This is a genomic window from Erwinia sp. PME.40.26/001, assembly GCF_055556675.1.
In genome coordinates this window covers 94,410-116,197 of sequence record NZ_JBVHNP010000005.1, presented here as the reverse complement: position 1 = coordinate 116,197, position 21,788 = coordinate 94,410, and the positions used below count along the sequence as shown (strand labels likewise).

The following is a 21,788-nucleotide window of genomic DNA, read 5'->3' as shown; positions in this document are numbered from 1 at the left end:
TCAGGGCGGTTGCAGACAGCGTCAGCGATCGGGGGATAAAGGGGGGTTAACGACTTTCGCTAAATTTTTTGAAGATTGCCAGTGTTTCATCACTGACGTGGTGCTCAATACCTTCGGCATCACGGCGGGCGGTGTCGGGGCTGATCCCCAGCGCCAGCAGGAACGTTTCAACAATATGGTGGCGTTCACGGCTCTCTTCTGCCAGTTTTTCACCTTCCGGCGTCAGGAACACGCCGCGATAAGGTACCTGTTCAACCAGCCCCCCGGTTGCCAGACGTTTCAGCATTTTGGCCACCGTCGGCTGCGACACGCCCAGACGGGCAGCCATATCCACCTGACGGGCCTCACCAAACTCACGGATCAGATCGGAGATCAGCTCGACATAGTCATCGATTAATTCACGGCGGTGCGCTTCCCGCACCTGGCGGAAGCCTTCGACATGCTCTTCTATATCTTTCAGTGGCGCGGGCACTGCAATTTTTGCGCGACGACTCATTAAGCTTCCTCTTCTTATCAACCGACGCATTATATACCGAAAAGCCGCACCAGTCTGTTGTGGCACACAGTGTAAACGAACCACAGGCCAGCACAAAATTTAGCATCTTAGCTATGGCTATAGGGTATAGCCTGTGCTATACCTGATGATAATTCGTTCATATCCTGACAGCCCGGAGGGACATCAGATGAAATTACCACTGTTATTAAGATTATTTTGCCGTTCGCCGTTTACACTGCGGCTGATGCTGCTGGAAATGCTGGTCAATTCGAAGCCTGCCGGTCAGGCTTCTTAACCCGCCACCACCGTAACTGACTATTTTGTCAGCGACTTCACAGAACTTATTGATATTGCTGGTTGCCTTTCAGTAAAACAGCGATTATCGTGCCAGCCTTTCGTTAAGAGTGCAGGCCGATTGGGCACCACCCCACCCCATCCCCCCTTATCTGACGAGTTGTATCAGGCAGTCTGCCACTTCAGCGTCGAACTGAGCGGCCGCTATAGATCTCCCTAATAAGAACCAATAATGAATCTGACATTAATTAAAACTGCGACCGCAGGCCGTTATCGTGCCTGGATTAGCCCGTACCTTGGGCTGTATTTGCTACTGTCCGCCCTGATTAACCTGGCCTTTGGCTACCCGCTAAGCGGGTTATACACGCTGGCCTTTACCGCGCTGCTGGTATTGCTGGCTGCCGTCGCGCCGACGTCACACAAAATACTTATCGCCGCCTGTGCGGTGACGGCAGGCTTCTACTATCCCTTTGGTCAGGTTTACGGCCCGCCTAATTTTAATACCCTGCTGGCACTGCACGCGACAAACGTTGAGGAAGCCAGTGAAATACTGCTGATCTTCCCGCTGCACGACTATTTTATCGGGCTGGCGATCCTTATCACAGGTGCGGTAGCCCTGACGCGTAAAGCGCTGGTGAAACAGGCATGGGGACACCCGGAAAGCGCCTGTCTTGCCTTTGTGCTGGTTGCCTTGCTGACTCAGCCCGTAATGAATCAGCTTACCGGGGGGGTATTTAACCTGAAGGATACCGGCTTCCCGGTGGCGCGCTTCGTAAAAGATACGATTGAAAGCAAGCTGTCGGTCGATAAAGAGATTGACCGTATGAACCAGCTGGCCACGCTGAAAGATGACTGGCATGTGACCGGGGTAAAGCCACAACAGCAAATTTACGTTGTGGTCATTGGTGAAAGCGCCAGGCGAGATGCGCTGGGCGCGTTTGGCGGGCGCTGGGATAACACGCCATTTGCCAGCCAGCTGAACGGACAATTTTTTACCCGCTACACCTCAGCGGCATCGTCCACGCAAAAATCCCTGGGCCTGACGCTGACCCAGGTCGTCAACGGTCAGCCCGAATATCAGAACAATATTATTACCCTGGCCAATCGCGCCGGTTTTGATACCTGGTGGTTGTCGAATCAGGGGCAGATTGGCCAGTTTGATACCCCGATAGCCAGCATTGCCCGCCGGGCGAAACATGTGCATTTCCTTAAAAGCGGAGACTTCGAGGCCGACAAAGCCACCCGCGATGAAGATCTGCTCAGTTTTACTCCGGCGGCACTGACCCGACCGGTCGATCGTCCCCGCCTGCTGGTTTATCACCTGGTCGGTTCTCACCCAAAAGCCTGCGACCGGACGCGGGGGCGCTATGTGGAGCGCCTGCACTCGCTGGAGACCTCCTGCTACCTCTACAGCGTGACGCAGACCGACGGCTTCCTGCAGCAGCTCTGGCAGCAGTTGCACAGCAGCGGACTGAGCTTTTCGATGATCTATTTTTCCGATCACGGGCTGGCCTTTAAAGAAAAAGGCACCCGCAATGAATACCTGACCCATGATGATAAATACCGGCAGAACTTTGAGGTGCCCCTGTTTATCAGCTCAGGTAATGACCGCCGCCATCAGAAGATTGATACGCCCCGTTCGGCCAATGACTTTATGATGTTGTTCTCGCAGTGGACGGGCATCCAGAGTCAGGAAATTGTACCAGCCTATCGCTTTGTCTCTGCCGAGAAAGCACCGGCCATTCAGGTGACCAACTTTGCCCTGAAGCGCCTGCCGTTTAGCCAGCTACAGCAGGACCCTTTTGCAAAATAAGCAGAAAACCCTGACCATCAGACAAAAAAAATCCGCCCCGGGGGGCGGATTCTTCAACGTCAGTCCGGAAACCGGACTTGCGGTTAGCAACTTAGAAGCTGTAACCTACGCCAGCAGTCCAGGTGCCAACGTCAACGTTGCGGATACGGCTCTGCTCGTAGCCCACGTCCAGAGCGATGTCCTGGATTGGGTTGAACTGCAGGCCAGCACCGTAGGAGAAGCCTACGTCGCTTGAATTATAACGCTCACGGTTTGGTTCGTTGTACTGGTATTTGCCATAGCCGATACCCACAACACCGTAGATGCTTGCCCAGTCATTCAGACGGTAAGCTGGACCACCAGTGATGCCATAGTACTGGCCCTTGATGTAGTCGCCTGCATCGGTACGATCTTTCTCAGTGTAAGTGAAAGAACCGATCCAACCCAGTGCATCGCTGCCGTTTTCGTAGCGGTACTTCAGGTTGAAACCGTTAGCTTTGTTTGCCACGCCCTGGTAATCGCTCTGAGCGTAACCACCGGTAACGGTGCTCTGTGCCATTGCTGAACCAGCAGATACCGCCAGTACGCAAGCTAAAGCTGAAAGACATGCAATTTTTTTCATAACCACCTCAAATGTGAAAGTACTTCTCTCCTGACAACGCTGAAAATATAACAAAAACCAGCAAGAAACTCTGCCCTGATTTTGTTGTCTAACAGAATGTTTGGTGTAACAGAAAGTTAATGATACACCCTATGTCATTCTTTTTTCTTATAATTCATGCGCTTTTCCCTGCTTTATTTTTAATTGTAAAAAAAGCTTCATTGAGATAAATCCTAATCATTTCTGACATTTCTTTACTGAACTGGCACTGAATTTTAAGAAAATCGGACTTTTCGCGCAGAATTTTTTCCTGCGTTACTGAGATTCCCCGAGCCTTTCAGTACACTGTCATCGCAGACTGTCCTCATAAACGGAACCTTAAAGGCGGGAACACAGGATGTCCTCTTCACGTATTAACAATGCTGTCTGGCTTCCTGTGCTGGTGCTTCTGATTGCCATGACCTCCATTCAGGGCGGAGCAGCGCTGGCCAAAACCCTCTTCCCTACCGTCGGTGCGCCGGGTATCACCGCGCTAAGGCTGGGTCTGGGCACACTGATACTGTGCGCCATCTTTAAGCCCTGGCGGCTGCGTTTTACACGTCAGCAAATTGTCCCTCTGGTCATTTATGGGCTGGCCCTGGGCGGCATGAACTACACCTTCTATTTATCAATACAAACCGTACCGCTGGGTATTGCCGTGGCGCTGGAGTTCACGGGACCGCTGGTGCTGGCGCTTGCCGGCTCACGCCGCCCGCTCGATTTTCTCTGGGTGGCGCTGGCCGTCACCGGGCTGATTTTCCTCCTGCCGGTCGGACACAATATCAATAGCATTGATCCCATCGGGGCGTTGTACGCGCTGACCGCGGGTGCCCTGTGGGCAGTCTATATTCTGTCGGGCAAACGGGCAGGCAGCCAGCACGGTCCGGCTACCGTCGCGGCCGGTTCCCTGATCGGCGCGCTGGTCTTCGTCCCGCTGGGGCTGGTGTACGCCAATCCGGGAATATGGACGCTGTCACTGATCCCTATTGGTCTGGCGATCGCCGTGCTGTCCAGCGCCCTGCCCTACTCGCTGGAGATGGTGGCCCTGACCCGTCTGCCTGCGCGTACTTTTGGTACGCTGATGAGCCTGGAGCCCGCGATGGCCGCGATGTCCGGCATGCTGTTCCTTGGCGAGCGGCTGACGCTGGTACAGTGGCTGGCCCTGCTGGCCGTTATTACCGCCTCTGCGGGCTCGACCCTGACCATGCGCCCGCCGAAGAGTGACATTGACCCGGTAGGGGAAATCAGGGAATAAAACAGGCCCCGTCGGTTTAAATATTCCCCCGGCAGATAACAGGCTGGCGGGGGTATTTTTTAGCAAGCGTCGTCACGTGCCAGTTAATTAAACAGCAATGAAACATCCTGTCATTATTATAATCAAATTGAATTAAAAATTTAGCAAAAAATCAATAAACTTTAAAAAACAGCAAGTTAAATATAAAAAATAAATAACAATCATTCGCATTTTTATTTTCCATCCCTGCCAGCCTCGCCTAATTTCTCAACAGCCGACTGCTATTCCAGCAATAGGCCGTATCTTTCCTGCAGGGTTTAAAAATGGTGCTATACTTATTTCCGTATTCAATTAGGACAACCTGACTTCAAGAGGATATTAATGATGAGTACCGCTAAACTGGTTAAAGCAAAATCTTCTGATCTGATTTACACCCGTAACGACGTGGCCGAAGACGACAAAAAAGCCACCATTGAGGTGCTTAATCGTCTGGTTATTGAATTTATTGATCTGTCCCTGATCACCAAGCAGGCCCACTGGAACATGCGTGGCGCTAACTTCATCGGTGTGCATGAGATGCTGGATGGCTTCCGCACGGCGATCACGGAACATCAGGATACTATCGCAGAACGTGTCGTGCAGCTGGGCGGCGTGGCGCTCGGTACCACGCAGATTGTGGCGGACAGAACCCCTCTGAAAAGCTACCCGCTGAATATTCACAGTGTGCAGGACCATCTAAAAGCACTGGCTGACCGCTATGGCATCGTCGCTAATGACGTACGTAAAGCGATTGGTGAAGTCGCGGATGAAGACACGGCAGACATCTTTACCGCAGCCTCCCGCGATCTGGATAAATTCCTCTGGTTCATCGAAGCTAACATCGAATAACGCCACCGACACCGCGTTATCGGGTGATATCAGTCACCCTTTTAAAAAACAGAGGAATATTTCCTCTGTTTTTTTTTGCTTTTCTTGTTCAAAAGTAAGACGTCAGCGACATTTAATTGCTACCCCCCGCCACTATCTGTTGTTTTTATCGCGCAATTTGCTAAAACTGCTGCTGCACCACAATGAACACAGCGCACCAAATTGGGGCACCACAACAGTGCGCGCTGTCGAACCCTGTCAACAACATGAAAAAAATGGGCTTTCAACGTATTGTTTTTAAAAAACATTTATAAGTTGGCACGATTCTTTCATAGGGCTGCGGGCATTTAATCGGAAAAGACCTTTCCCGAGAAGCGATAAGGATAAAATGATGAAGTCAATTTTTAAGGTTTCTCTTGCTGCGCTGACGTTAGCGTTTGCCATGTCTTCCACGGCTGCTGACAAAAAACTGGTTGTTGCTACCGATACCGCTTTCGTGCCTTTTGAATTCAAACAGGGTGATAAATATGTCGGTTTCGACATTGACCTGTGGGATGCGATCGCGAAGCAGCTGAACATGGAATATACCCTGAAGCCTATGGATTTCAGCGGCATCATCCCTGCACTGCAAACCCGTAACGTTGACCTGGCGCTGGCCGGGATCACCATTACCCCAGAGCGTCAGAAAGCCATTGATTTCTCAGACGGCTACTACAAAAGCGGCCTGCTAGTCATGGTGAAAGCCGGCAATGATGCCATTAAAAGCATCAACGATCTGAACGGCAAAGTCGTGGCAGTGAAGAGCGGCACCGGGTCGGTTGACTACGCTAAACAACACATTAAATTTAAAGATCTGCGTCAGTTCCCGAATATCGATAATGCCTATATGGAATTGGGCACCAACCGTGCCGATGCGGTTCTGCACGATACACCTAATATCCTTTACTTCATCCATACCGCAGGTAAAGGCCAGTTCAAAGCCGTCGGTGACTCTATTGAAGCCCAGCAGTACGGCATCGCCTTCCCGAAAGGCAGCGATGAACTGCGCGAAAAAGTGAACGGCGCACTGAAAACGCTGCGCGAGAACGGCACCTATAACACTCTCTACAAAAAATGGTTCGGCAGCGAACCTAAATAATAAGAACAGTCATGTCGTCCTTAAACGCAGCAGTGTGATGCTCCTGCGTTTTTTCCACATCAACAAAATGGTTTAGATCCGGAGAATAAACATGCAGTTTGACTGGAGCGCCATCTGGCCTGCAATTCCAATCCTGCTTGAAGGTGCCAAAATGACCCTGTGGATTTCGGTCCTCGGTCTGCTTGGTGGTGTCATCATTGGTCTGGCAGCGGGCTTTGCCCGTGCCTACGGTGGCTGGCTTTCAAGCAACATCGCGCTGGTTTTCATTGAACTGATCCGTGGCACGCCGATTGTGGTGCAGGTAATGTTTATCTATTTCGCCCTGCCTATGGCCTTGCCTGACTTCAGGATTGACCCGTTCACCGCTGCCGTGGTGACCATCATGATCAACTCCGGTGCTTATATCGCTGAAATTACCCGTGGTGCGGTCCTGTCAATTAACCGTGGCTTCCGTGAGGCCGGCCTGGCGCTGGGGCTCTCCAGCCGCGAGACGCTGCGCTACGTGATTATGCCGCTGGCACTGCGCCGCATGCTGCCGCCGCTGGGTAACCAGTGGATCGTCAGCATTAAGGACACCTCGCTGTTTATCGTCATTGGCGTGGCAGAACTGACCCGTCAGGGGCAGGAAATTATCGCTGGTAACTTCCGCGCGCTGGAAATCTGGAGCGCCGTTGCTGTTATCTATCTGATTATTACGCTGGTGCTGAGTTTTGTTCTGCGTCGCCTAGAGAGAAGGATGAAAATCCTGTGATTGAATTTAAGAATGTCTCCAAGCACTTCGGTGCCACCCAGGTTTTGCATGATATCGACCTGAAAATTAATCAGGGCGAAGTGGTCGTCATTATCGGCCCTTCCGGCTCGGGTAAATCGACGCTGCTGCGCTGCATCAATAAGCTGGAAGAGATCACCAGCGGTGAGCTGATTGTCGACGGCAAGAAGGTCAATGACCCGAAAGTGGACGATCGTCTAATCCGTCAGGAAGCTGGCATGGTGTTTCAGCAGTTCCACCTGTTCCCACAGATGAGTGCTCTGGACAACGTGGCTTTCGGACCGATCCGCGTGCGCGGCGCGAAGAAAGAAGAAGCGCAGCGCCTGGCACGCGAACTGCTGGGTAAAGTCGGCCTGGCTGAACGGGCTAACCACTTCCCTTCCGAGCTGTCCGGTGGCCAGCAGCAGCGCGTGGCGATTGCCCGTGCGCTGGCGGTTAAACCCAAGATGATGCTGTTTGATGAGCCGACCTCCGCACTTGACCCGGAACTGCGCCACGAAGTACTGAAGGTTATGCAGGACCTGGCCGAAGAGGGCATGACGATGGTGATCGTGACCCACGAAGTCGGCTTCGCACGGAAAGTGGCCTCACGCCTGATCTTCATTGATAAAGGCCGTATTGCCGAAGACGGCAACCCTGACGAGTTAATCTCCAACCCGCCAAGTGCCCGTCTGCGTGAGTTCCTGCAGCACGTGTCGTAATCCCTTCAGGGGCGAACCCGCTTTCGCCCCTGCTTTCATCTTTGTCTCAAAACGATCCGCTTTTCTCCCTCCCCCGCCTTAAGGTCTATACTTCTCTGCTGCGCGCCACCACAGGAGAAGAGGATGTCAGGGTTCGCCACGTCGATGCGTATCGTTTTGATGCTGCTGCTCACCGGTTTTATCCCCCCCACTCACGCCGTTACGCTGCCCGCCGCCGCCGTCGCTGCCTCAGCGTCACACCCTGCGTCTGACAGCCAGGCAGAGCCGGATATCGGAGATAAAAAGGCCGCTTATGCTGCACTGGCTAACATCCTGGAAAACGATCGGTCCCGCCAGGCGCTTATCGACCAGCTACGCAACGCGGCCGCTACGCCGGACAGCGTGAAAGAGCCTGTACTCACGCCCCCCACGGAAGAGGAGGACAAAACCGTGCTGCAGGGCGTCACTGATGTCAGCCGCCATTTTGGCGGAGAGTTTGCTTCGCGCCTGCAGCAGCTTCACCACAATATTGCTAACGCCCCGCACAAACCGTTTAATCAGCAAACGTTTTTCAATGCCCTGCAGCATTTCGCCATGCTGGCGGCGGGCCTGTTTGCGTTTTACTGGCTGATACGCTGGGCGGTGACGCCGCTTTACCGTCGAATGGGGGCCTGGGGCCGTGAAAAAAATGCCGATCGCCGCAGCTGGCTGCATTTACCGGCGATGATCGCTGCTGCCTTTGTCATCGATCTTCTGCTGCTGGTACTGGCGCTGTTTGTCGGGCAGATCCTCAGCGATAATATGAACGCAGGGAGCCGCACCATTGCCTACCAGCAGGGTCTGTTCCTCAATGCCTTTGCGCTGATTGAATTCTTTAAGGCTATCCTGCGCCTGCTGTTCTGCCCGCGTTATCCCCAACTGCGCTTCTTTCACCTCAGCGATGCGCGAGCGCACTACTGGAACACCCGCCTGAGCTGGTTAAGCGGGCTGATTGGCTATGGCCTGCTGGTCATCGTGCCAATTGTGTCTAATCAGGTGAACGTACAGGTGGCGGCGCTGGTTAATGTCGCAGTGATGGGGGTGATGACCGTCTGGGCGCTGTATCTGATATTCCATAATAAACGCAACATCCAGCATGAGCTGACGCGCCTTGCCGACCGTTCACTGGCCTTCTTCGCGCTGTTTATTCGTGCCTTTTCACTGGTCTGGCACTGGCTGGCCAGCGCCTATTTTATTGCGCTATTTCTGTTTTCTATGTTCAACCCCGGTGACAGCCTGCAATTTATGATGGCGGCAACCGTACGTTCGCTGGCCATCATCAGCCTGGGGGCGCTGGTATCCGGGATGCTGACGCGCTGGATCAGTAAAACGATTGTGCTGTCACCAGAACTGCACCGCAGTTACCCGGAACTGCAAAGTCGGGTAAACGGCTGGGTCTCAGCAATGCTCAAGCTGGCGCGCATTATTACCGTCTTTGCCGTCACCCTGCTGTTACTCAACGCCTGGGAACTGTTCGACCTGTGGCACTGGCTGACGGTGGGGGCAGGTGAAAAGCTGGTGGATATTATCATCCGCATCGTCATGATCCTGTTCTTCTCTGCCGTAGGCTGGACACTGCTGGCAAGCATGATCGAGAGCCGTCTGGCCTCCGACTCCCACGGCCGCCCGATGCCCAGCGCACGCACGCGCACGTTATTGACGCTGTTCCGCAATGCGCTGGCGGTCATCATCAGTACCATCACGATTATGATTCTGCTGTCGGAGATTGGGGTCAATATCGCACCGCTGCTGGCGGGGGCCGGGGCACTGGGTCTGGCGATCTCCTTCGGTTCACAAACGCTGGTCAAAGACATTATTACCGGGGTGTTTATTCAGTTCGAGAATGGCATGAACACTGGCGATCTGGTGACCATCGGAGCTATCACCGGCACGGTAGAACGGATGTCGATCCGGTCCGTTGGCGTCCGTCAGGATACCGGGGCTTACCATATTATTCCCTGGTCTTCGATCACCACCTTCGCCAACTTTGTTCGCGGCATCGGGTCGTTTGTCGCCAATTATGACGTTGACCGGCGGGAAGACGCGGAACGCGTCAACGCCACGCTTCAGGCCGCGGTTCAGGAACTGCTGGAAGATGAGAGCATTCGAGGCATGGTGATTGGTGAGCCGTCGTTCTCGGGCCTGGTGGGGTTGACCGATCGGTCATTTACCGTCCGTGTGTCGTTTACCACCCAACCGCTGAAGCAGTGGACGGTGCGTTTTGCGCTGGACGACAGGGTGAAAAAGCACTTTGATGCGGCAGGAATACAGGCACCACACCAGACGGTGCAGGTGATGCAAAGCGGGCCCCTGACTGACGGGGCTGCCGGTATGGCAGCCCTAGAGGCCCCGCTGTAAAACGATTATTTACTGAGTAAACGGGTACGCTGTGGCTGCTCCATAAAGCTCCAGGCAAGGAAGCGGCTCTGTTTCTGCCCCTGTGCCATTTCCACGGTACGCATGGCAGCTACGTCCGCCTCTTCCAGCGCCCGCCACAGGTCCGGCAGGTGCTCCTTACGCGATACCAGCGTGGTGAACCACACGCACTGGCGGCCGAAGCGGGTACTCTCATCGATCATACGGTTGATAAACGCCACTTCGCCGCCCTCACACCACAGTTCTTCCTGCTGGCCGCCGAAATTAAGTGGTGAATGGCGATCAAGCCCCAGATTGCGCAGTTTGCGCTGGCTTCCCTGGTGCGCCTCGGCGGCAGAGGCGTGGAACGGCGGGTTACACAGCACGGCCTGATACAGCTCGTTTTTGTGAATAACACCGTTGAAAATTGCGTTAGTGTCTTTCTGACGTCGCAGACGGATGGCGCGGTTAAGGCCCGGGTTTGCTGCGATAATGGCATTCGCGGAGGCCATTGCCTGCTCATTCACTTCGCTGCCGGTAAAACGCCACTGGTATTCACTGTGGCCGATCAGCGGGTAGATCAGGTTCGCGCCACAGCCAACGTCCAGTACGTTAATATCCCGCGGCACCACGCGACGGTTATCTTCCGCCAGCAAATCAGCCAGGTGATGAATATAGTCAGCACGCCCTGGCACAGGCGGGCAGAGGAAACCTTCCGGGATATCCCAGTGGGCAATCTGATAAAAATGGCTCAGCAGGGCCTGGTTCAGCGCCTTAACGGCATCGGGATTGCCGAAGTCAACGGACTCGCTGCCCCAGTTATTGACCGCGACAAAAGGTGCCAGGGGAGGATGGCTGGCAATCAGCGCGGCAAAATCGTAACGACCGCGATGACGATTACGGGGGTGAAGCACATTTTTTTCTACAGGGGTTTTCATCAGTCATTCTCTTATCAGCAGACGCGTAAGATACCTGCTGAGCTATTAATGGTAAACCACTGGCAGATAATTCACGCGCTGTGCCTGCGGGTGGGCAGCGCATGCTGACAGAAAAAAGGCCTGACAGGCCTGATTTTTATGCTGCCTATTTCGCCAGCGCTTTCATCGCTTCGAGATCGGCTAATGACGTAAACTCGCAGCTTAGTAATGTCTTACCTGGGATCCCCTGCGCTTCACGGGCAGTGATCGCCACGCGTCCCATTTCCGGTGAGGGCTGGTCGGCATCGTCTAATACGCGAATGTAGCTTTTGGTCGCCACGATCATCGGGTTTTTTGGCTCAGGCGTTAACTGATACGTTTTCGCCAGCTCGTCGGCTTTATTGCCTTCGACCAGCACGCCGTAGGTGCTACCAGCCAGCACAAAGGCGTTGGTACTGTACCCATCTTTGACCACAGCTTCAGCCAGCGGGTAAACCGCCATTGCCCCCACCAGCTGATATTTGGACACTTTTTCCGCTTCATTGTAGAGCGCGCTGGCGGTCTTGGTGGTGTAAGCTGGTTTGCATAATGCGGCATCAAAAAATGCACTATTATCCGCCGCCCTCGCCGCTGTGGCCGAAAAAAGGACTGCAGCAGCAATCAGAAAAGGGGTGGCAGTAAAACGCGTCGCGTTTGAATACATGTAAAGCTCCTTAAAATTAAGTTCCTTAAAAATATACGGGTATAGCTTCATAGATAGCGCCCTAATATATTGCATGTTTCAAATGATTTCCCAACTGAATGTATGTGGCTTAATCCATTACTATTTATCTTTATTACGACAGGAGTTCCCTTTGCGTACACGTCATTCCTATCAGCCCAAACAGGGCCACGGCCTGCCGCACGATCCGCTGAATGCGATTATCGGCCCGCGCCCGATTGGCTGGATCAGTTCGCAGAACGCAGCTGGGCAGCGCAACCTTGCCCCTTACAGCTTTTTCAACTGTTTTAACTACCGGCCGCCGGTGATTGGCTTTGCCAGCAGCGGCTGGAAAGACAGCGTGGCAAACATCGTTGAAACCCGGGAGTTTGTCTGGAACCTGGCGACACGTTCGCTGGCCGTACCAATGAATGAAAGCTCAGCCTCTCTTGCCCACGGCGAGGATGAGTTTGCCTATGCGGGGCTCACTGCCCTGCCCGGCACCCTGGTGAACGTCAGTATGGTGGCCGAAAGCCCGGTCAATTTTGAGTGCCGACTCTCACAGTGCATCCAGTTGCAAACCGCCGATGGCGAACAAATCCCGACCTGGCTGGTATTGGGCGAAGTGGTAGCGATCCATATTGATCAGGATCTGCTGGTGGAAGGGATCTATCAGACGGCGAAAGCAGAACCGATCCTGCGTGCAGGTGGCCCCTCAGCCTATTACGGCATCAGTGAAGCTTTGAAGTTTGATATGGTCAGGCCGGATGCACGCAACAGCTAAACGCTGAACCTACGCACTGACCTCACAGGCGGCCTTTTTTTGCTATGATAGCGGCTCTGAAAACCGTTTGTCATGGAGTGATTATGAAACGCATCGCCATCGATATGGATGAAGTTATCGCTGACTTTCATCCTAAGATGTTAACCACATGGAACGCGCATTTTTCACAGCAGCTGACGCTGGATGAGCTCAACCTGTTTAATCTGCATCAGGAAGATCCGGCAAAACTGGCTGAAATTTTTGAGCTGGTCGGCGATCCGTCATTCTTTGCCGATCTCGGCGTCATTGCCGACAGCCAGCGGGTGATCGCCAGCCTGAGCGAACATTATGAGATCTTTATCACCACCGCGGCGATGGAGGTACCGACTTCCTTCAACGCCAAGTTCCAGTGGCTGAAGACTCATTTCCCGGCGATTAAACCCAGCAATATCGTGTTCTGTGGCAATAAAAGCATTATCAATGCCGACTATATGATCGATGACAATGTGATTAACTTCGCCAACTTCTGCGGGGAAGGCATACTCTATTCTGCCCCGCATAACCGCCATGTGACGGGTTACCGACGCGTAGAGAACTGGCGAGAAATTGAAACCCTGCTGCTCTAGGGCAAAAATAAGGGCGCAACGGCGTTGCGCCCGATGCGGCAATCGCTTAGCGGGGGCCGTTTAGCAGGGTGCCGATCAGTTGCCTGAGCAGCGGCTGTAGCCTGGTCGCTTTATCCTCACGCCAGCGAAAAGGCGGCTGTTCATCCATGTAGTTACACTGTGCCAGCTCCAGCTGGATGGCGTGCTGTCCCTCTTCTGGCCTGCCGTACGCACGGGTAATGTACCCCCCTTTAAAGCGCCCGTTCAGCACCCAGCTAAACGCAGACTGTGCCTGGAAGCATGCCGTCAGCCGCTGGGTGATGTCCGTGCTGCAGCTTGCGCCGTCGTTAGTCCCCAGGTTCAAATCCGGCAGCTGGCCGTCAAACAATCGCGGGATAACGGAGGCAATCGAATGGGCATCAAACAGCAGCGCATAGCCATGCTGCTGTTTGAGACGCGCCAGCTCCTGTTGAATCTTGTCATGATACGGCTGCCAGATGTCGTGCAGGTAGCCCTCACGCTGCGCCGGGGTGGGGGTTTTTCCCGCCATAAAGGTCGGCGTACCGTCAAACAGCGTTTCCGGATACAGACCGGTGGTGGCTGTGGTGTAGAGCGCCTGATTATCTGGCGGGCGATTGAGATCAATCACAAAGCGGGAGTAGTTACCCACCAGCACGCTGATGCCCATTTCACGGGCAAAATTGTACAGCTGGGGAATATGCCAGTCGGTGTCTGGCAGGCCCCTGGCAGCATCGCTCAATCCCGCATCGACTTCCGGCGTCAGCTGCGTCCCCGCATGGGGAATACTGAGTAGCAGCGGTAGCGTGCCCGCGCTGAACTGAAAAGCCTTCATCGCTCTTCTCCTTTATAGATTACCCGGCAGGGCAACTGTCCGCCAAGCCAGTAAACCAGTTCAGCCGGACGGGCAAGCGGCCAGTGAACGAAATCGGCCCGCTTGCCACTTTCCAGCGATCCCAGACGATTATCGAGTCCCAGCGCCCGTGCGCCGTGGAGAGTCACTCCGGCCAGCGCCTCTTCCGGCGTCAGACCAAACAGCGTACAGCCCATATTGAGCATCAGACGCAGGGACAATGCAGGAGAAGTGCCGGGGTTAGCGTCACTGGCCAGCGCCATCGGGACCTGGTAGCGGCGAAACAGCTCAACGGGTGGCCGCTGCGTCTCACGCAGCAGGTAGAAAGCGCCCGGCAGCAGGACGGCCACCGTGCCATGCTGGGCCATGGCCGCCACATCGCTTTCTGTGGCGTATTCCACGTGGTCGGCAGACAGCGCGTTAAATTCGGCAGCAAGCTTACTCCCTCCCAGCGACGACAGCTGCTCCGCGTGCAGCTTCACCGGCAATCCCAGTGCCTGTGCGGCTGTAAACACCCGCCGTACCTGTTCGGGCGAAAACGCCAGATGTTCGCAGAAAGCATCAACCGCGTCGGCCAGGCCTGCGGCGGCGACCTGGGGCAGAAGCTGGTCGCAGATGACGTCAACCCAGGCGTCAGGCTGATGCTGATATTCCGGCGGCACCGCATGGGCAGCCAGGCAAGTGGCCTGAATCTGCACGGGCATCTGCTGCGCCAGCTGTCGGATGGCCTGCAGCATGCGCAGCTCACTGGCAACTTCAAGCCCGTAACCGGACTTGATCTCCACGGTGGTCACCCCTTCAGCCAGCAGGTGCGCCAGACGCTGGCGGGCGCTTGCCACCAGTCCGGCCTGGGAAGCCGCCCGCGTTTCGCGAACGGTCGAGAGGATCCCTCCCCCCGCAGCGGCAATGTCGCTGTAGCTGACGCCGTTGAGACGCTGTTCAAATTCATGACTGCGATCGCCGCCGAAAACCAGATGCGTATGGCAGTCCACCAGCCCTGGCGTCACAATCCCACCGCCCAGATCGTTGCGCTGGCCAGCCTGAATATGAGCGCTGTGCGCCTCAGGCCCGACCCAGACAATCTCTTCGCCGCTGACGGCAATCGCGCCCTGTTCAATGATGCTGTATCGCCCCCCCTGCATGGTGACAATATCAGCCCCATACCAGAGATGGTCACAGTTGAGTTGCTGGTTCATCCGCTCTCCCACGTTGCGCACTTTACTGTTAATCCATAAGTATGTATATGTATATACAACCTCAATGCACAGGAAGCAACCATGACTCGCTTTTTTGCGCCCCGCGCCCTGCTGGCTGCTGGCTGGCACCACAATGTTGTGATCGAGGTCGATCCTCAGGGTATGATCCTCGCCACTACCGCCAACAGTACGCCTGAGGGAGCGCAGCGTCTCAATGGCACCGTTCTCCCGGCGATGGCTAATCTGCACTCCCATGCGTTTCAGCGCGCCATGGCCGGGCTGGCTGAAGTGGCCGGCGATCCCCAGGACAGCTTCTGGACCTGGCGTGACCTGATGTACCGGATGGTGCAGCGCCTGTCGCCGCAGCAGATCGGCGCAATTGCCACCCATCTCTATGTTGATATGCTGAAAGGCGGCTATACGCAGGTCGCCGAATTCCACTATCTGCACCATCAGCCCGACGGGCGTCCCTATTCCGACGATGCCATGCTGCAGCAGCTGATTCTCGCCGCTGAACAGAGCGGCATCGGCCAGACGCTGTTGCCGGTGCTGTACAGCTACGCCGGGTTTGGCAGCCAGCCCGCACAGCCGGGGCAAAAGCGTTTTATCCAGGATACTCAGCAATATCTTGCCCAGCAGCAGCGCCTGCAAACGCTGATGACCGGGCGGCCGCTGCATAACCAGGGGATCTGTTTCCACTCCCTGCGCGCGGTCAGCGAACAGCAGATGCGGGAGGTGCTGGACCAAAGCCCCGGCGACTGGCCCGTGCATCTCCATATCGCCGAACAGGAAAAAGAGGTTAACGACTCGCTGGCCTGGAGCGGCGAACGGCCGGTCAGCTGGCTGCTCGACCGCTTTGACGTCAACCACCGCTGGTGCCTGATTCACGCCACCCACCTTAATGACGAGGAAATCCACCGGCTTGCTGCCAGTCAGGCCGTTGCCGGCCTGTGCCCGACCACCGAGGCGAATCTGGGTGACGGTATTTTTCCGGCGACGGAGTATGTGGCACAGGGGGGACGCTGGGGGATTGGCTCAGACAGCCATGTCTCGCTGGACATCGTGGAAGAACTGCGCTGGCTGGAATATGCCCAGCGTCTGCGCGATCGCCGCCGCAACCGGATCGTCACGGCACAGCAGGCTTCGGTAGGCGATGTCCTCTTTCAGCAGGCCCTGGCCGGCGGGGCGCAGGCCTGTGGCGTGAAAACCGGGAGCCTGCAGCCAGGCTTCCGCGCGGACTGGCTGGTGCTGGGCGGGGATGCCCTGCTGGACAGCACCCCGGATGCTTCGCTGCTCAACCGCTGGCTGTTTGCCGGCCAGCGCACGCAGATACAGGATGTCTTCGTTGCCGGGCAGCAGCGTATTCACGCAGGTCAGCACGCCCGCCAGGCTGAAACGGATGCCGGACTGCGTGACGCGCTGGAGGCACTGCGATGATCCATCTTTATGACAGCGCCAGGCTTGCGGTAAGTCCATGGCGCAACGGCGGCGGCGAAACGCGGGAGATCATCAGTTATCCCCCCGGTTCGCCAGATTTTGACTGGCGCATCAGCATTGCCACCATTGCCGCTGACGGCGCTTTTTCATCATTTCCGGGCGTCGACCGGATCATTACCCTGCTGAGTGGTGACGTGACACTCTACCGCCATGACGCTTTATACCGGCGGCTGCCGCTTCATCAGCCGTTTGCCTTTGCCGGAGAAGAGCCCATTAACGCCCGCCTGTCCGGTCAGACCAGTACCGACTTTAATCTGATGGCGCGGCGTAATGCTTACCGGCCGGATGCCGGGATCGCTACCATCCGTTTTGCTCCAGCCAGCGCCGTGGCCGGCGTGGTGTATGTGCTTGCCGGGCAGTGGCAGCATCAGCAAACGCTGCTGTCAGCCGGTCAGGGAGCCTGGTGGGAAAATCGCGGTGGGGCCTTTATTCCGCTCTCTGCCGACGCCCGCCTTCTGTGGGGTACGCTGGAACCCAGAGAGCAGGCAACGCCTCTGCGGCTCGAAGTCTGACGGCTGTCAGCCGTGACCTTTAAAGCGCCCCAACAGCTTATAACGCGACCCCGGATAGAGCAGGCGCGCGTAGGTAACAATTTTCCCGTCACTCCAGGTCTGGCGACGGATCAACAGGCAGGGCTCCTGTGCCTCAATCGCCAGGTGGCGACACTGCTGAACGTCGGGCAGGACCGCTTCGACAATATGCTCTCCTGCCGTTAGCGGCGCTACGCGCATCAGATAGGTGTAGGGCGTCTGATTCGCGTAATCCTGTTGCAGATAATCCGGGGCCATCTGCGGGTTAACCAGACGATCCTCCAGCTGCACCGGCTGCTCATTCTCATAGTGCACCATCAGCGAATGAAACAGCGGTTGGCCGGGGGTTAACCCCAGCACGGCAGCCTGTTCCGGATCGGCCTTCGTTTCACACAGCGTGAGAATGTTGCAGCTGTGACGGTGCCCGCGCTGGGCGATCTCTTCCGCGATGTTATGTACTTCCAGCATGGCGGTGTAGCCCTTGACCTCAGCGACAAACGTTCCGACCCCCTGCATACGGATCAGATAGCCTTCGCTGGTGAGCTCACGCAGCGCGCGGTTAATGGTCATCCGGCTTACGCCGAGTTCATTGACCAGCTCGCTCTCCGACGGCACCCGCTGATTGGCTTTCCAGACGCCTTCGCTGATCTGGCTGATGATGGCCTGTTTAACACGCAGGTAAATCGGGGCAGGCTGATCGCTCATGGCTGCAGAAAGTTGTGAAATGGCAGTCTGAACGACCATGGATATTTCCTTAATTAACTGATAACGGCAGTTTACTGGCTAAATTCTGATATGTATAGACATCCTCCCTGCCCTGTTATCCGGCGCTCTGCCCTCAGGTGGTGCAGCGGAGAAACGTTTCAGCCAGTGACCTTTCCCTTGCAGGGCGTATCCATCATCCCCCTGTCACTGTCACCCGTTTTGTGACACAGCTGGCACAATGCTTGCAGGTTGTATAGACAAGACTATACGTATGTGATTCACTCAATAGCATCTTGTTAACAAAATTCAATACAACCCTAGTTGTCTATACAGGAGTATACCATGTCACTGACTACGCATCATTGCCTGCTGACGCCGGGCAAGGTGGATCTGGCTACGCTAAAAGCTATTTATCGCGGAGGAGTCACACTGGCGCTGGACGACACATCGCGCAGCCGTATTCAGCAGGCGAGTGCCACGGTGGCTGCCATTGTCAAAGAAGGTAAAGTGACCTACGGCATCAATACCGGCTTTGGCAAATTGGCACAGACGACCATTCCCACAGAGCGCCTGGCTGAACTGCAGCGTAATCTCGTGCTGTCGCACAGCGTCGGACTGGGCGATCTGCTGCCGGACGATGTCGTGCGGGTGATTATGGCGACCAAGGTCATCAGTCTGGCACGCGGTCATTCGGGGATCCGCATTGAGCTGGTCGATGCGCTGATCGCCCTGTTTAATGCCGGAGTGATGCCCTGTATTCCGGAAAAAGGATCGGTCGGTGCTTCCGGCGATCTGGCTCCGCTGGCGCACCTGTCCCTGATGCTGCTGGGCGAAGGGGACGTGCGGGTGAAAGGCAAAATGATGCCCGCCACGGAAGGGCTGGCCCTGGCCGGTCTGCAACCGATTGTTCTGGGGCCGAAAGAGGGCCTTGCGCTGCTGAACGGCACTCAGGTATCGACCGCGCTGGCGCTGCGCGGCCTGTTTGAGGGCGAAAACGTGTTTGCCGCCGGACTGGTGGCCGGGGCCCTGTCACTGGAAGCCATCAAGGGTTCGATCAAACCTTACGACCGTCGCATTCATGAGGCACGCGGCCAGCAGGGGCAGATTGACGTTGCCGCGGCCGTTTCGGCGCTGCTGGAGGGCAGTCATATCCTGACATCGCACGCTAACTGCGGACGAGTGCAGGACCCCTACTCCATTCGCTGCGTGCCGCAGGTGATGGGTGCCTGCCTGGACAACCTCAACCATGCGGCAAAAGTATTGCAGATCGAGGCGAACGCCGCCTCCGACAACCCGCTGGTGTTTACCGATACCGGAGAAGTCATTTCCGGTGGGAACTTCCATGCCGAACCAGTTGCCTTTGCCGCCGATATAATTGCCCTGGCCGTAGCGGAAATCGGAGCGATTTCCGAGCGCCGTCTCGCACTGCTGCTGGATACCGGCCTTTCCGGTCTGCCCCCCTTCCTCGTTAATGATGGCGGGGTGAACTCCGGCTTTATGATAGCTCAGGTCACCGCTGCGGCGCTGGCTTCTGAAAACAAATCCCTCGCCCATCCGGGGAGCGTGGACAGCCTGCCCACCTCCGCCAATCAGGAAGATCACGTATCGATGGCCACCTATGCTGCCCGTCGCCTCGGCGCCATGTGCTTCAACACCGCTGCCGTGGTGGGGATTGAGGCGATGGCCGCCGCGCAGGGTATTGATTTTATTCGTCCGCTGCAAAGCTCTCCGCAGCTGGAGCAGGTGCTGGCCGGCGTGCGCGAACGTGTGGCTTACCTGGAAAAAGACCGCCTGATGGCACCAGATATTGAGCAGATGCGCCTGTGGGCGACATCCGACCGCTGGCCAGAAACGATCGCCGCCCTGCAACCTGCACGTGCGCGCTAAGCCTGTTTGAAAAGGAAAAGATAATGACTGATTCCGTAAGCCAAGCCGTCGCCCGCACGATCCGTGCCCCACACGGCAGTGAACTGCACTGTGCCAACTGGCTGATTGAAGCCGCTTACCGCATGATCCAGAACAATCTCGACCCGGATGTAGCCGAACGCCCGGAGGATCTGGTGGTGTACGGCGGCATTGGTAAAGCAGCCCGTAACTGGGCATGCTTCGAGCAGATCCTGCGTTCACTGCAGGCCCTGCAGCCGGAAGAGACGCTGCTGGTCCAGTCCGGTAAGCCGGTAGGCGTGTTCCGTACCCATGCCGATGCGCCACGCGTACTGATTGCCAACTCTAACCTGGTACCGCACTGGGCCAACTGGGACCACTTCCATGAATTGGATAAAGCGGGCCTGATGATGTACGGCCAGATGACCGCAGGCTCCTGGATCTACATTGGTGCACAGGGCATTGTGCAGGGTACGTTTGAAACCTTCGTGGAAGCCGGTCGACAGCATTACAACGGTGACCTGACGGGCAAGTGGATCCTCACTGCCGGGCTGGGCGGTATGGGCGGCGCACAGCCGCTGGCAGGGGTGCTGGCCGGAGCCTGCGTGCTGGCCGTTGAGTGCCAGGAGTCACGCATTGATTTCCGACTGCGCACCCGTTACCTGGATCACAAAGCCTATACCGTTGATGAGGCACTGGCGATCATCGACAAGGCCTGCAACGAAAAACGTGCCATTTCCGTCGGTTTGCTGGGCAACGCAGCGGAGATCCTGCCCGAGCTGGTGCAACGCGCCAAAGCCGGGGGTATGAAACCGGATATCGTGACTGACCAGACCTCGGCACACGACCCGATTAACGGTTACCTGCCTGCTGGGTGGGATCTGGCACGCTGGGAGTCCAGCCGCAAGTCCGATCCGAAAGCCGTCGAAAAAGCCGCCCGCGCGTCAATGGCTGTTCATGTTCAGGCGATGCTCGATTTCTGCCATATGGGCATTCCAACCGTAGATTATGGCAATAACATCCGCCAGGTCGCACTGGACGAAGGAGTGAAGAATGCCTTCGATTTTCCGGGTTTTGTCCCGGCCTACATTCGCCCGCTGTTCTGCGAAGGTAAAGGCCCCTTCCGCTGGGTGGCTCTCTCCGGCGACCCGGAGGACATCTATAAGACCGATGCCAAACTGAAAGCGCTCTTCCCTGATCATGCCAATCTGCACCGCTGGCTGGATATGGCCCAGGAGCGCATCGCCTTCCAGGGTCTGCCTGCCCGTATCTGCTGGCTGGGCCTGGGAGAGCGGCATCTTGCCGGGCTGGCCTTTAATGAAATGGTGCGTAACGGCGAGCTGAAAGCGCCCGTGGTGATTGGCCGTGACCACCTTGACTGCGGATCGGTGGCCTCGCCAAACCGGGAAACGGAAGCAATGATGGATGGATCGGATGCGGTGTCCGACTGGCCGCTGCTGAACGCCCTGTTGAATACCGCAGGCGGTGCGACCTGGGTCAGCCTGCATCACGGTGGCGGCGTGGGGATGGGCTTCTCCCAGCACGCCGGGGTGGTCATTGTCGCGGACGGCACCGCGGAGGCCGATGCGCGGCTGAGTCGCGTACTGTGGAACGATCCGGCCACAGGCGTAATGCGCCACGCGGATGCCGGATATGAGGTTGCCAGAGACTGTGCCCGCAGGCATGAGCTGACTCTGCCGATGGTAAAATAACCCCCCTGCCGGGCCTGACTCTCAGGCCCGTTTTACTGACTCCCTGCCCTTTCTTTCCCCGTTTATGCTAACTTATTTTCTGCCCGCTACTGGATAGCAGAGTC

At 56.1% G+C, this 21,788-nt stretch carries 21 protein-coding genes; 14 read left to right on the top strand and 7 right to left on the bottom strand.

The genetic code is table 11. The features are described 5' to 3' along the window. Positions 1 to 46 precede the first annotated feature (46 nt). Positions 47 to 496: a manganese-binding transcriptional regulator MntR gene (gene mntR, locus ACZ3HG_RS15590; RefSeq protein ID WP_062746622.1), complete on the bottom strand. Its 450-nt coding sequence runs from the start codon at positions 494 to 496 to the stop codon at positions 47 to 49. A 187-nt stretch (positions 497 to 683) separates the two neighbouring features. Here mntR and ACZ3HG_RS15585 point away from each other — a divergent pair, with 187 nt between their 5' ends. Beyond that, complete coding sequence (locus ACZ3HG_RS15585) at positions 684 to 791, top strand: hypothetical protein (RefSeq protein ID WP_465333310.1); 108 nt, start codon at positions 684 to 686, stop codon at positions 789 to 791. Positions 792 to 1,022: 231 nt separating this feature from the next. Then, the gene (locus ACZ3HG_RS15580) at positions 1,023 to 2,603 is read left to right on the top strand and encodes a phosphoethanolamine transferase (protein WP_465333308.1); all 1,581 of its coding nucleotides are present in this window, start codon (positions 1,023 to 1,025) and stop codon (positions 2,601 to 2,603) included. A 91-nt stretch (positions 2,604 to 2,694) separates the two neighbouring features. On the opposite strand, the gene ompX is transcribed toward ACZ3HG_RS15580, so the two are convergent. After that, entirely contained in the window at positions 2,695 to 3,204 is a 510-nt protein-coding gene (ompX, locus tag ACZ3HG_RS15575) for an outer membrane protein OmpX (protein ID WP_062746618.1), read from the bottom strand. Positions 3,205 to 3,580: 376 nt separating this feature from the next. On the opposite strand from ompX, the gene rhtA reads away from it, so the two are divergent. From rhtA to ybiO, 6 genes are all read left to right on the top strand, one after another. Continuing rightward, a complete protein-coding gene (gene rhtA, locus ACZ3HG_RS15570) occupies positions 3,581 to 4,477 on the top strand; it encodes a threonine/homoserine exporter RhtA (protein WP_191933354.1) in 897 nt (298 codons plus the stop codon). 363 nt (positions 4,478 to 4,840) lie between these two features. Continuing rightward, the gene (gene dps / locus ACZ3HG_RS15565) at positions 4,841 to 5,344 is read left to right on the top strand and encodes a DNA starvation/stationary phase protection protein Dps (RefSeq protein ID WP_191933659.1); all 504 of its coding nucleotides are present in this window, start codon (positions 4,841 to 4,843) and stop codon (positions 5,342 to 5,344) included. Positions 5,345 to 5,714: 370 nt separating this feature from the next. After that, a complete protein-coding gene (gene glnH, locus ACZ3HG_RS15560; RefSeq protein WP_191933660.1) occupies positions 5,715 to 6,461 on the top strand; it encodes a glutamine ABC transporter substrate-binding protein GlnH in 747 nt (248 codons plus the stop codon). Positions 6,462 to 6,552: 91 nt separating this feature from the next. After that, complete coding sequence (gene glnP, locus ACZ3HG_RS15555) at positions 6,553 to 7,212, top strand: glutamine ABC transporter permease GlnP (protein ID WP_191933355.1); 660 nt, start codon at positions 6,553 to 6,555, stop codon at positions 7,210 to 7,212. Continuing rightward, positions 7,209 to 7,931, top strand: a complete 723-nt coding sequence (gene glnQ, locus ACZ3HG_RS15550) for a glutamine ABC transporter ATP-binding protein GlnQ (protein WP_191933356.1) — start codon at positions 7,209 to 7,211, stop codon at positions 7,929 to 7,931. The genes glnP and glnQ overlap by 4 nt, the downstream gene beginning before the upstream one ends. A 144-nt stretch (positions 7,932 to 8,075) precedes the next feature. Next, the gene (gene ybiO, locus ACZ3HG_RS15545) at positions 8,076 to 10,307 is read left to right on the top strand and encodes a mechanosensitive channel protein (RefSeq protein ID WP_465333432.1); all 2,232 of its coding nucleotides are present in this window, start codon (positions 8,076 to 8,078) and stop codon (positions 10,305 to 10,307) included. 5 nt (positions 10,308 to 10,312) lie between these two features. On the opposite strand, the gene rlmF is transcribed toward ybiO, so the two are convergent. Both rlmF and ACZ3HG_RS15535 read right to left on the bottom strand, forming a co-directional pair. Then, positions 10,313 to 11,242: a 23S rRNA (adenine(1618)-N(6))-methyltransferase RlmF gene (rlmF, locus tag ACZ3HG_RS15540; RefSeq protein ID WP_191936425.1), complete on the bottom strand. Its 930-nt coding sequence runs from the start codon at positions 11,240 to 11,242 to the stop codon at positions 10,313 to 10,315. A gap of 145 nt (positions 11,243 to 11,387) precedes the next feature. Then, positions 11,388 to 11,924 (bottom strand): hypothetical protein, encoded by a 537-nt coding sequence (locus ACZ3HG_RS15535; protein WP_191933359.1) that lies wholly within the window; start codon positions 11,922 to 11,924, stop codon positions 11,388 to 11,390. Between the two features lie 151 nt (positions 11,925 to 12,075). Here ACZ3HG_RS15535 and ACZ3HG_RS15530 point away from each other — a divergent pair, with 151 nt between their 5' ends. Both ACZ3HG_RS15530 and ACZ3HG_RS15525 read left to right on the top strand, forming a co-directional pair. Further along, positions 12,076 to 12,705, top strand: coding sequence for a flavin reductase family protein (locus tag ACZ3HG_RS15530; RefSeq protein WP_465333304.1), 630 nt, complete (start codon positions 12,076 to 12,078; stop codon positions 12,703 to 12,705). Between the two features lie 83 nt (positions 12,706 to 12,788). After that, on the top strand, positions 12,789 to 13,310 hold the full coding sequence (locus tag ACZ3HG_RS15525) for a 5' nucleotidase, NT5C type (RefSeq protein WP_191933361.1): 522 nt from the start codon (positions 12,789 to 12,791) through the stop codon (positions 13,308 to 13,310). A gap of 46 nt (positions 13,311 to 13,356) precedes the next feature. Here ACZ3HG_RS15525 and hutG read toward each other — a convergent pair whose 3' ends face one another. Both hutG and hutI read right to left on the bottom strand, forming a co-directional pair. Continuing rightward, positions 13,357 to 14,142, bottom strand: a complete 786-nt coding sequence (gene hutG / locus ACZ3HG_RS15520; RefSeq protein ID WP_465333301.1) for an N-formylglutamate deformylase — start codon at positions 14,140 to 14,142, stop codon at positions 13,357 to 13,359. Beyond that, a complete protein-coding gene (gene hutI / locus ACZ3HG_RS15515) occupies positions 14,139 to 15,356 on the bottom strand; it encodes an imidazolonepropionase (RefSeq protein WP_191936423.1) in 1,218 nt (405 codons plus the stop codon). Before hutI ends, hutG begins: the two co-directional genes overlap by 4 nt. An 81-nt stretch (positions 15,357 to 15,437) precedes the next feature. Between hutI and ACZ3HG_RS15510 the strand changes: the two genes are divergently transcribed. Then, positions 15,438 to 16,793 carry a formimidoylglutamate deiminase gene (locus ACZ3HG_RS15510; protein ID WP_465333299.1) on the top strand — a complete coding sequence of 452 codons (1,356 nt, stop codon included), beginning with the start codon at positions 15,438 to 15,440 and terminating at the stop codon, positions 16,791 to 16,793. Then, the gene (locus tag ACZ3HG_RS15505) at positions 16,790 to 17,365 is read left to right on the top strand and encodes a HutD/Ves family protein (protein WP_191933365.1); all 576 of its coding nucleotides are present in this window, start codon (positions 16,790 to 16,792) and stop codon (positions 17,363 to 17,365) included. The genes ACZ3HG_RS15510 and ACZ3HG_RS15505 overlap by 4 nt, the downstream gene beginning before the upstream one ends. 6 nt (positions 17,366 to 17,371) lie before the next feature. Here the strand turns inward: ACZ3HG_RS15505 and hutC are convergent, their stop codons facing one another. Further along, a complete protein-coding gene (hutC, locus tag ACZ3HG_RS15500) occupies positions 17,372 to 18,127 on the bottom strand; it encodes a histidine utilization repressor (protein ID WP_191933366.1) in 756 nt (251 codons plus the stop codon). A gap of 303 nt (positions 18,128 to 18,430) precedes the next feature. Here hutC and hutH point away from each other — a divergent pair, with 303 nt between their 5' ends. Together hutH and hutU are read left to right on the top strand one after the other, a co-directional pair. After that, entirely contained in the window at positions 18,431 to 19,975 is a 1,545-nt protein-coding gene (hutH, locus tag ACZ3HG_RS15495) for a histidine ammonia-lyase (RefSeq protein WP_191933367.1), read from the top strand. Positions 19,976 to 19,998: 23 nt separating this feature from the next. Then, entirely contained in the window at positions 19,999 to 21,684 is a 1,686-nt protein-coding gene (gene hutU, locus ACZ3HG_RS15490) for a urocanate hydratase (RefSeq protein WP_465333296.1), read from the top strand. Positions 21,685 to 21,788 lie beyond the last annotated feature (104 nt).

Excerpts from the sequence above, each read along its gene's own strand:
- mntR (WP_062746622.1), bottom strand. The coding sequence starts at position 496 with ATGAGTCGTCGCGCAAAAATTGCAGTGCCCGCGCCACTGAAAGATATA.
- ACZ3HG_RS15585 (WP_465333310.1), top strand. The coding sequence starts at position 684 with ATGAAATTACCACTGTTATTAAGATTATTTTGCCGTTCGCCGTTTACA.
- ACZ3HG_RS15580 (WP_465333308.1), top strand. The coding sequence starts at position 1,023 with ATGAATCTGACATTAATTAAAACTGCGACCGCAGGCCGTTATCGTGCC.
- ompX (WP_062746618.1), bottom strand. The coding sequence starts at position 3,204 with ATGAAAAAAATTGCATGTCTTTCAGCTTTAGCTTGCGTACTGGCGGTA.
- rhtA (WP_191933354.1), top strand. The coding sequence starts at position 3,581 with ATGTCCTCTTCACGTATTAACAATGCTGTCTGGCTTCCTGTGCTGGTG.
- dps (WP_191933659.1), top strand. The coding sequence starts at position 4,841 with ATGAGTACCGCTAAACTGGTTAAAGCAAAATCTTCTGATCTGATTTAC.
- glnH (WP_191933660.1), top strand. The coding sequence starts at position 5,715 with ATGAAGTCAATTTTTAAGGTTTCTCTTGCTGCGCTGACGTTAGCGTTT.
- glnP (WP_191933355.1), top strand. The coding sequence starts at position 6,553 with ATGCAGTTTGACTGGAGCGCCATCTGGCCTGCAATTCCAATCCTGCTT.
- ybiO (WP_465333432.1), top strand. The coding sequence starts at position 8,076 with ATGCGTATCGTTTTGATGCTGCTGCTCACCGGTTTTATCCCCCCCACT.
- rlmF (WP_191936425.1), bottom strand. The coding sequence starts at position 11,242 with ATGAAAACCCCTGTAGAAAAAAATGTGCTTCACCCCCGTAATCGTCAT.
- ACZ3HG_RS15535 (WP_191933359.1), bottom strand. The coding sequence starts at position 11,924 with ATGTATTCAAACGCGACGCGTTTTACTGCCACCCCTTTTCTGATTGCT.
- ACZ3HG_RS15525 (WP_191933361.1), top strand. The coding sequence starts at position 12,789 with ATGAAACGCATCGCCATCGATATGGATGAAGTTATCGCTGACTTTCAT.
- hutG (WP_465333301.1), bottom strand. The coding sequence starts at position 14,142 with ATGAAGGCTTTTCAGTTCAGCGCGGGCACGCTACCGCTGCTACTCAGT.
- hutI (WP_191936423.1), bottom strand. The coding sequence starts at position 15,356 with ATGAACCAGCAACTCAACTGTGACCATCTCTGGTATGGGGCTGATATT.
- ACZ3HG_RS15510 (WP_465333299.1), top strand. The coding sequence starts at position 15,438 with ATGACTCGCTTTTTTGCGCCCCGCGCCCTGCTGGCTGCTGGCTGGCAC.
- ACZ3HG_RS15505 (WP_191933365.1), top strand. The coding sequence starts at position 16,790 with ATGATCCATCTTTATGACAGCGCCAGGCTTGCGGTAAGTCCATGGCGC.
- hutC (WP_191933366.1), bottom strand. The coding sequence starts at position 18,127 with ATGGTCGTTCAGACTGCCATTTCACAACTTTCTGCAGCCATGAGCGAT.
- hutH (WP_191933367.1), top strand. The coding sequence starts at position 18,431 with ATGTCACTGACTACGCATCATTGCCTGCTGACGCCGGGCAAGGTGGAT.
- hutU (WP_465333296.1), top strand. The coding sequence starts at position 19,999 with ATGACTGATTCCGTAAGCCAAGCCGTCGCCCGCACGATCCGTGCCCCA.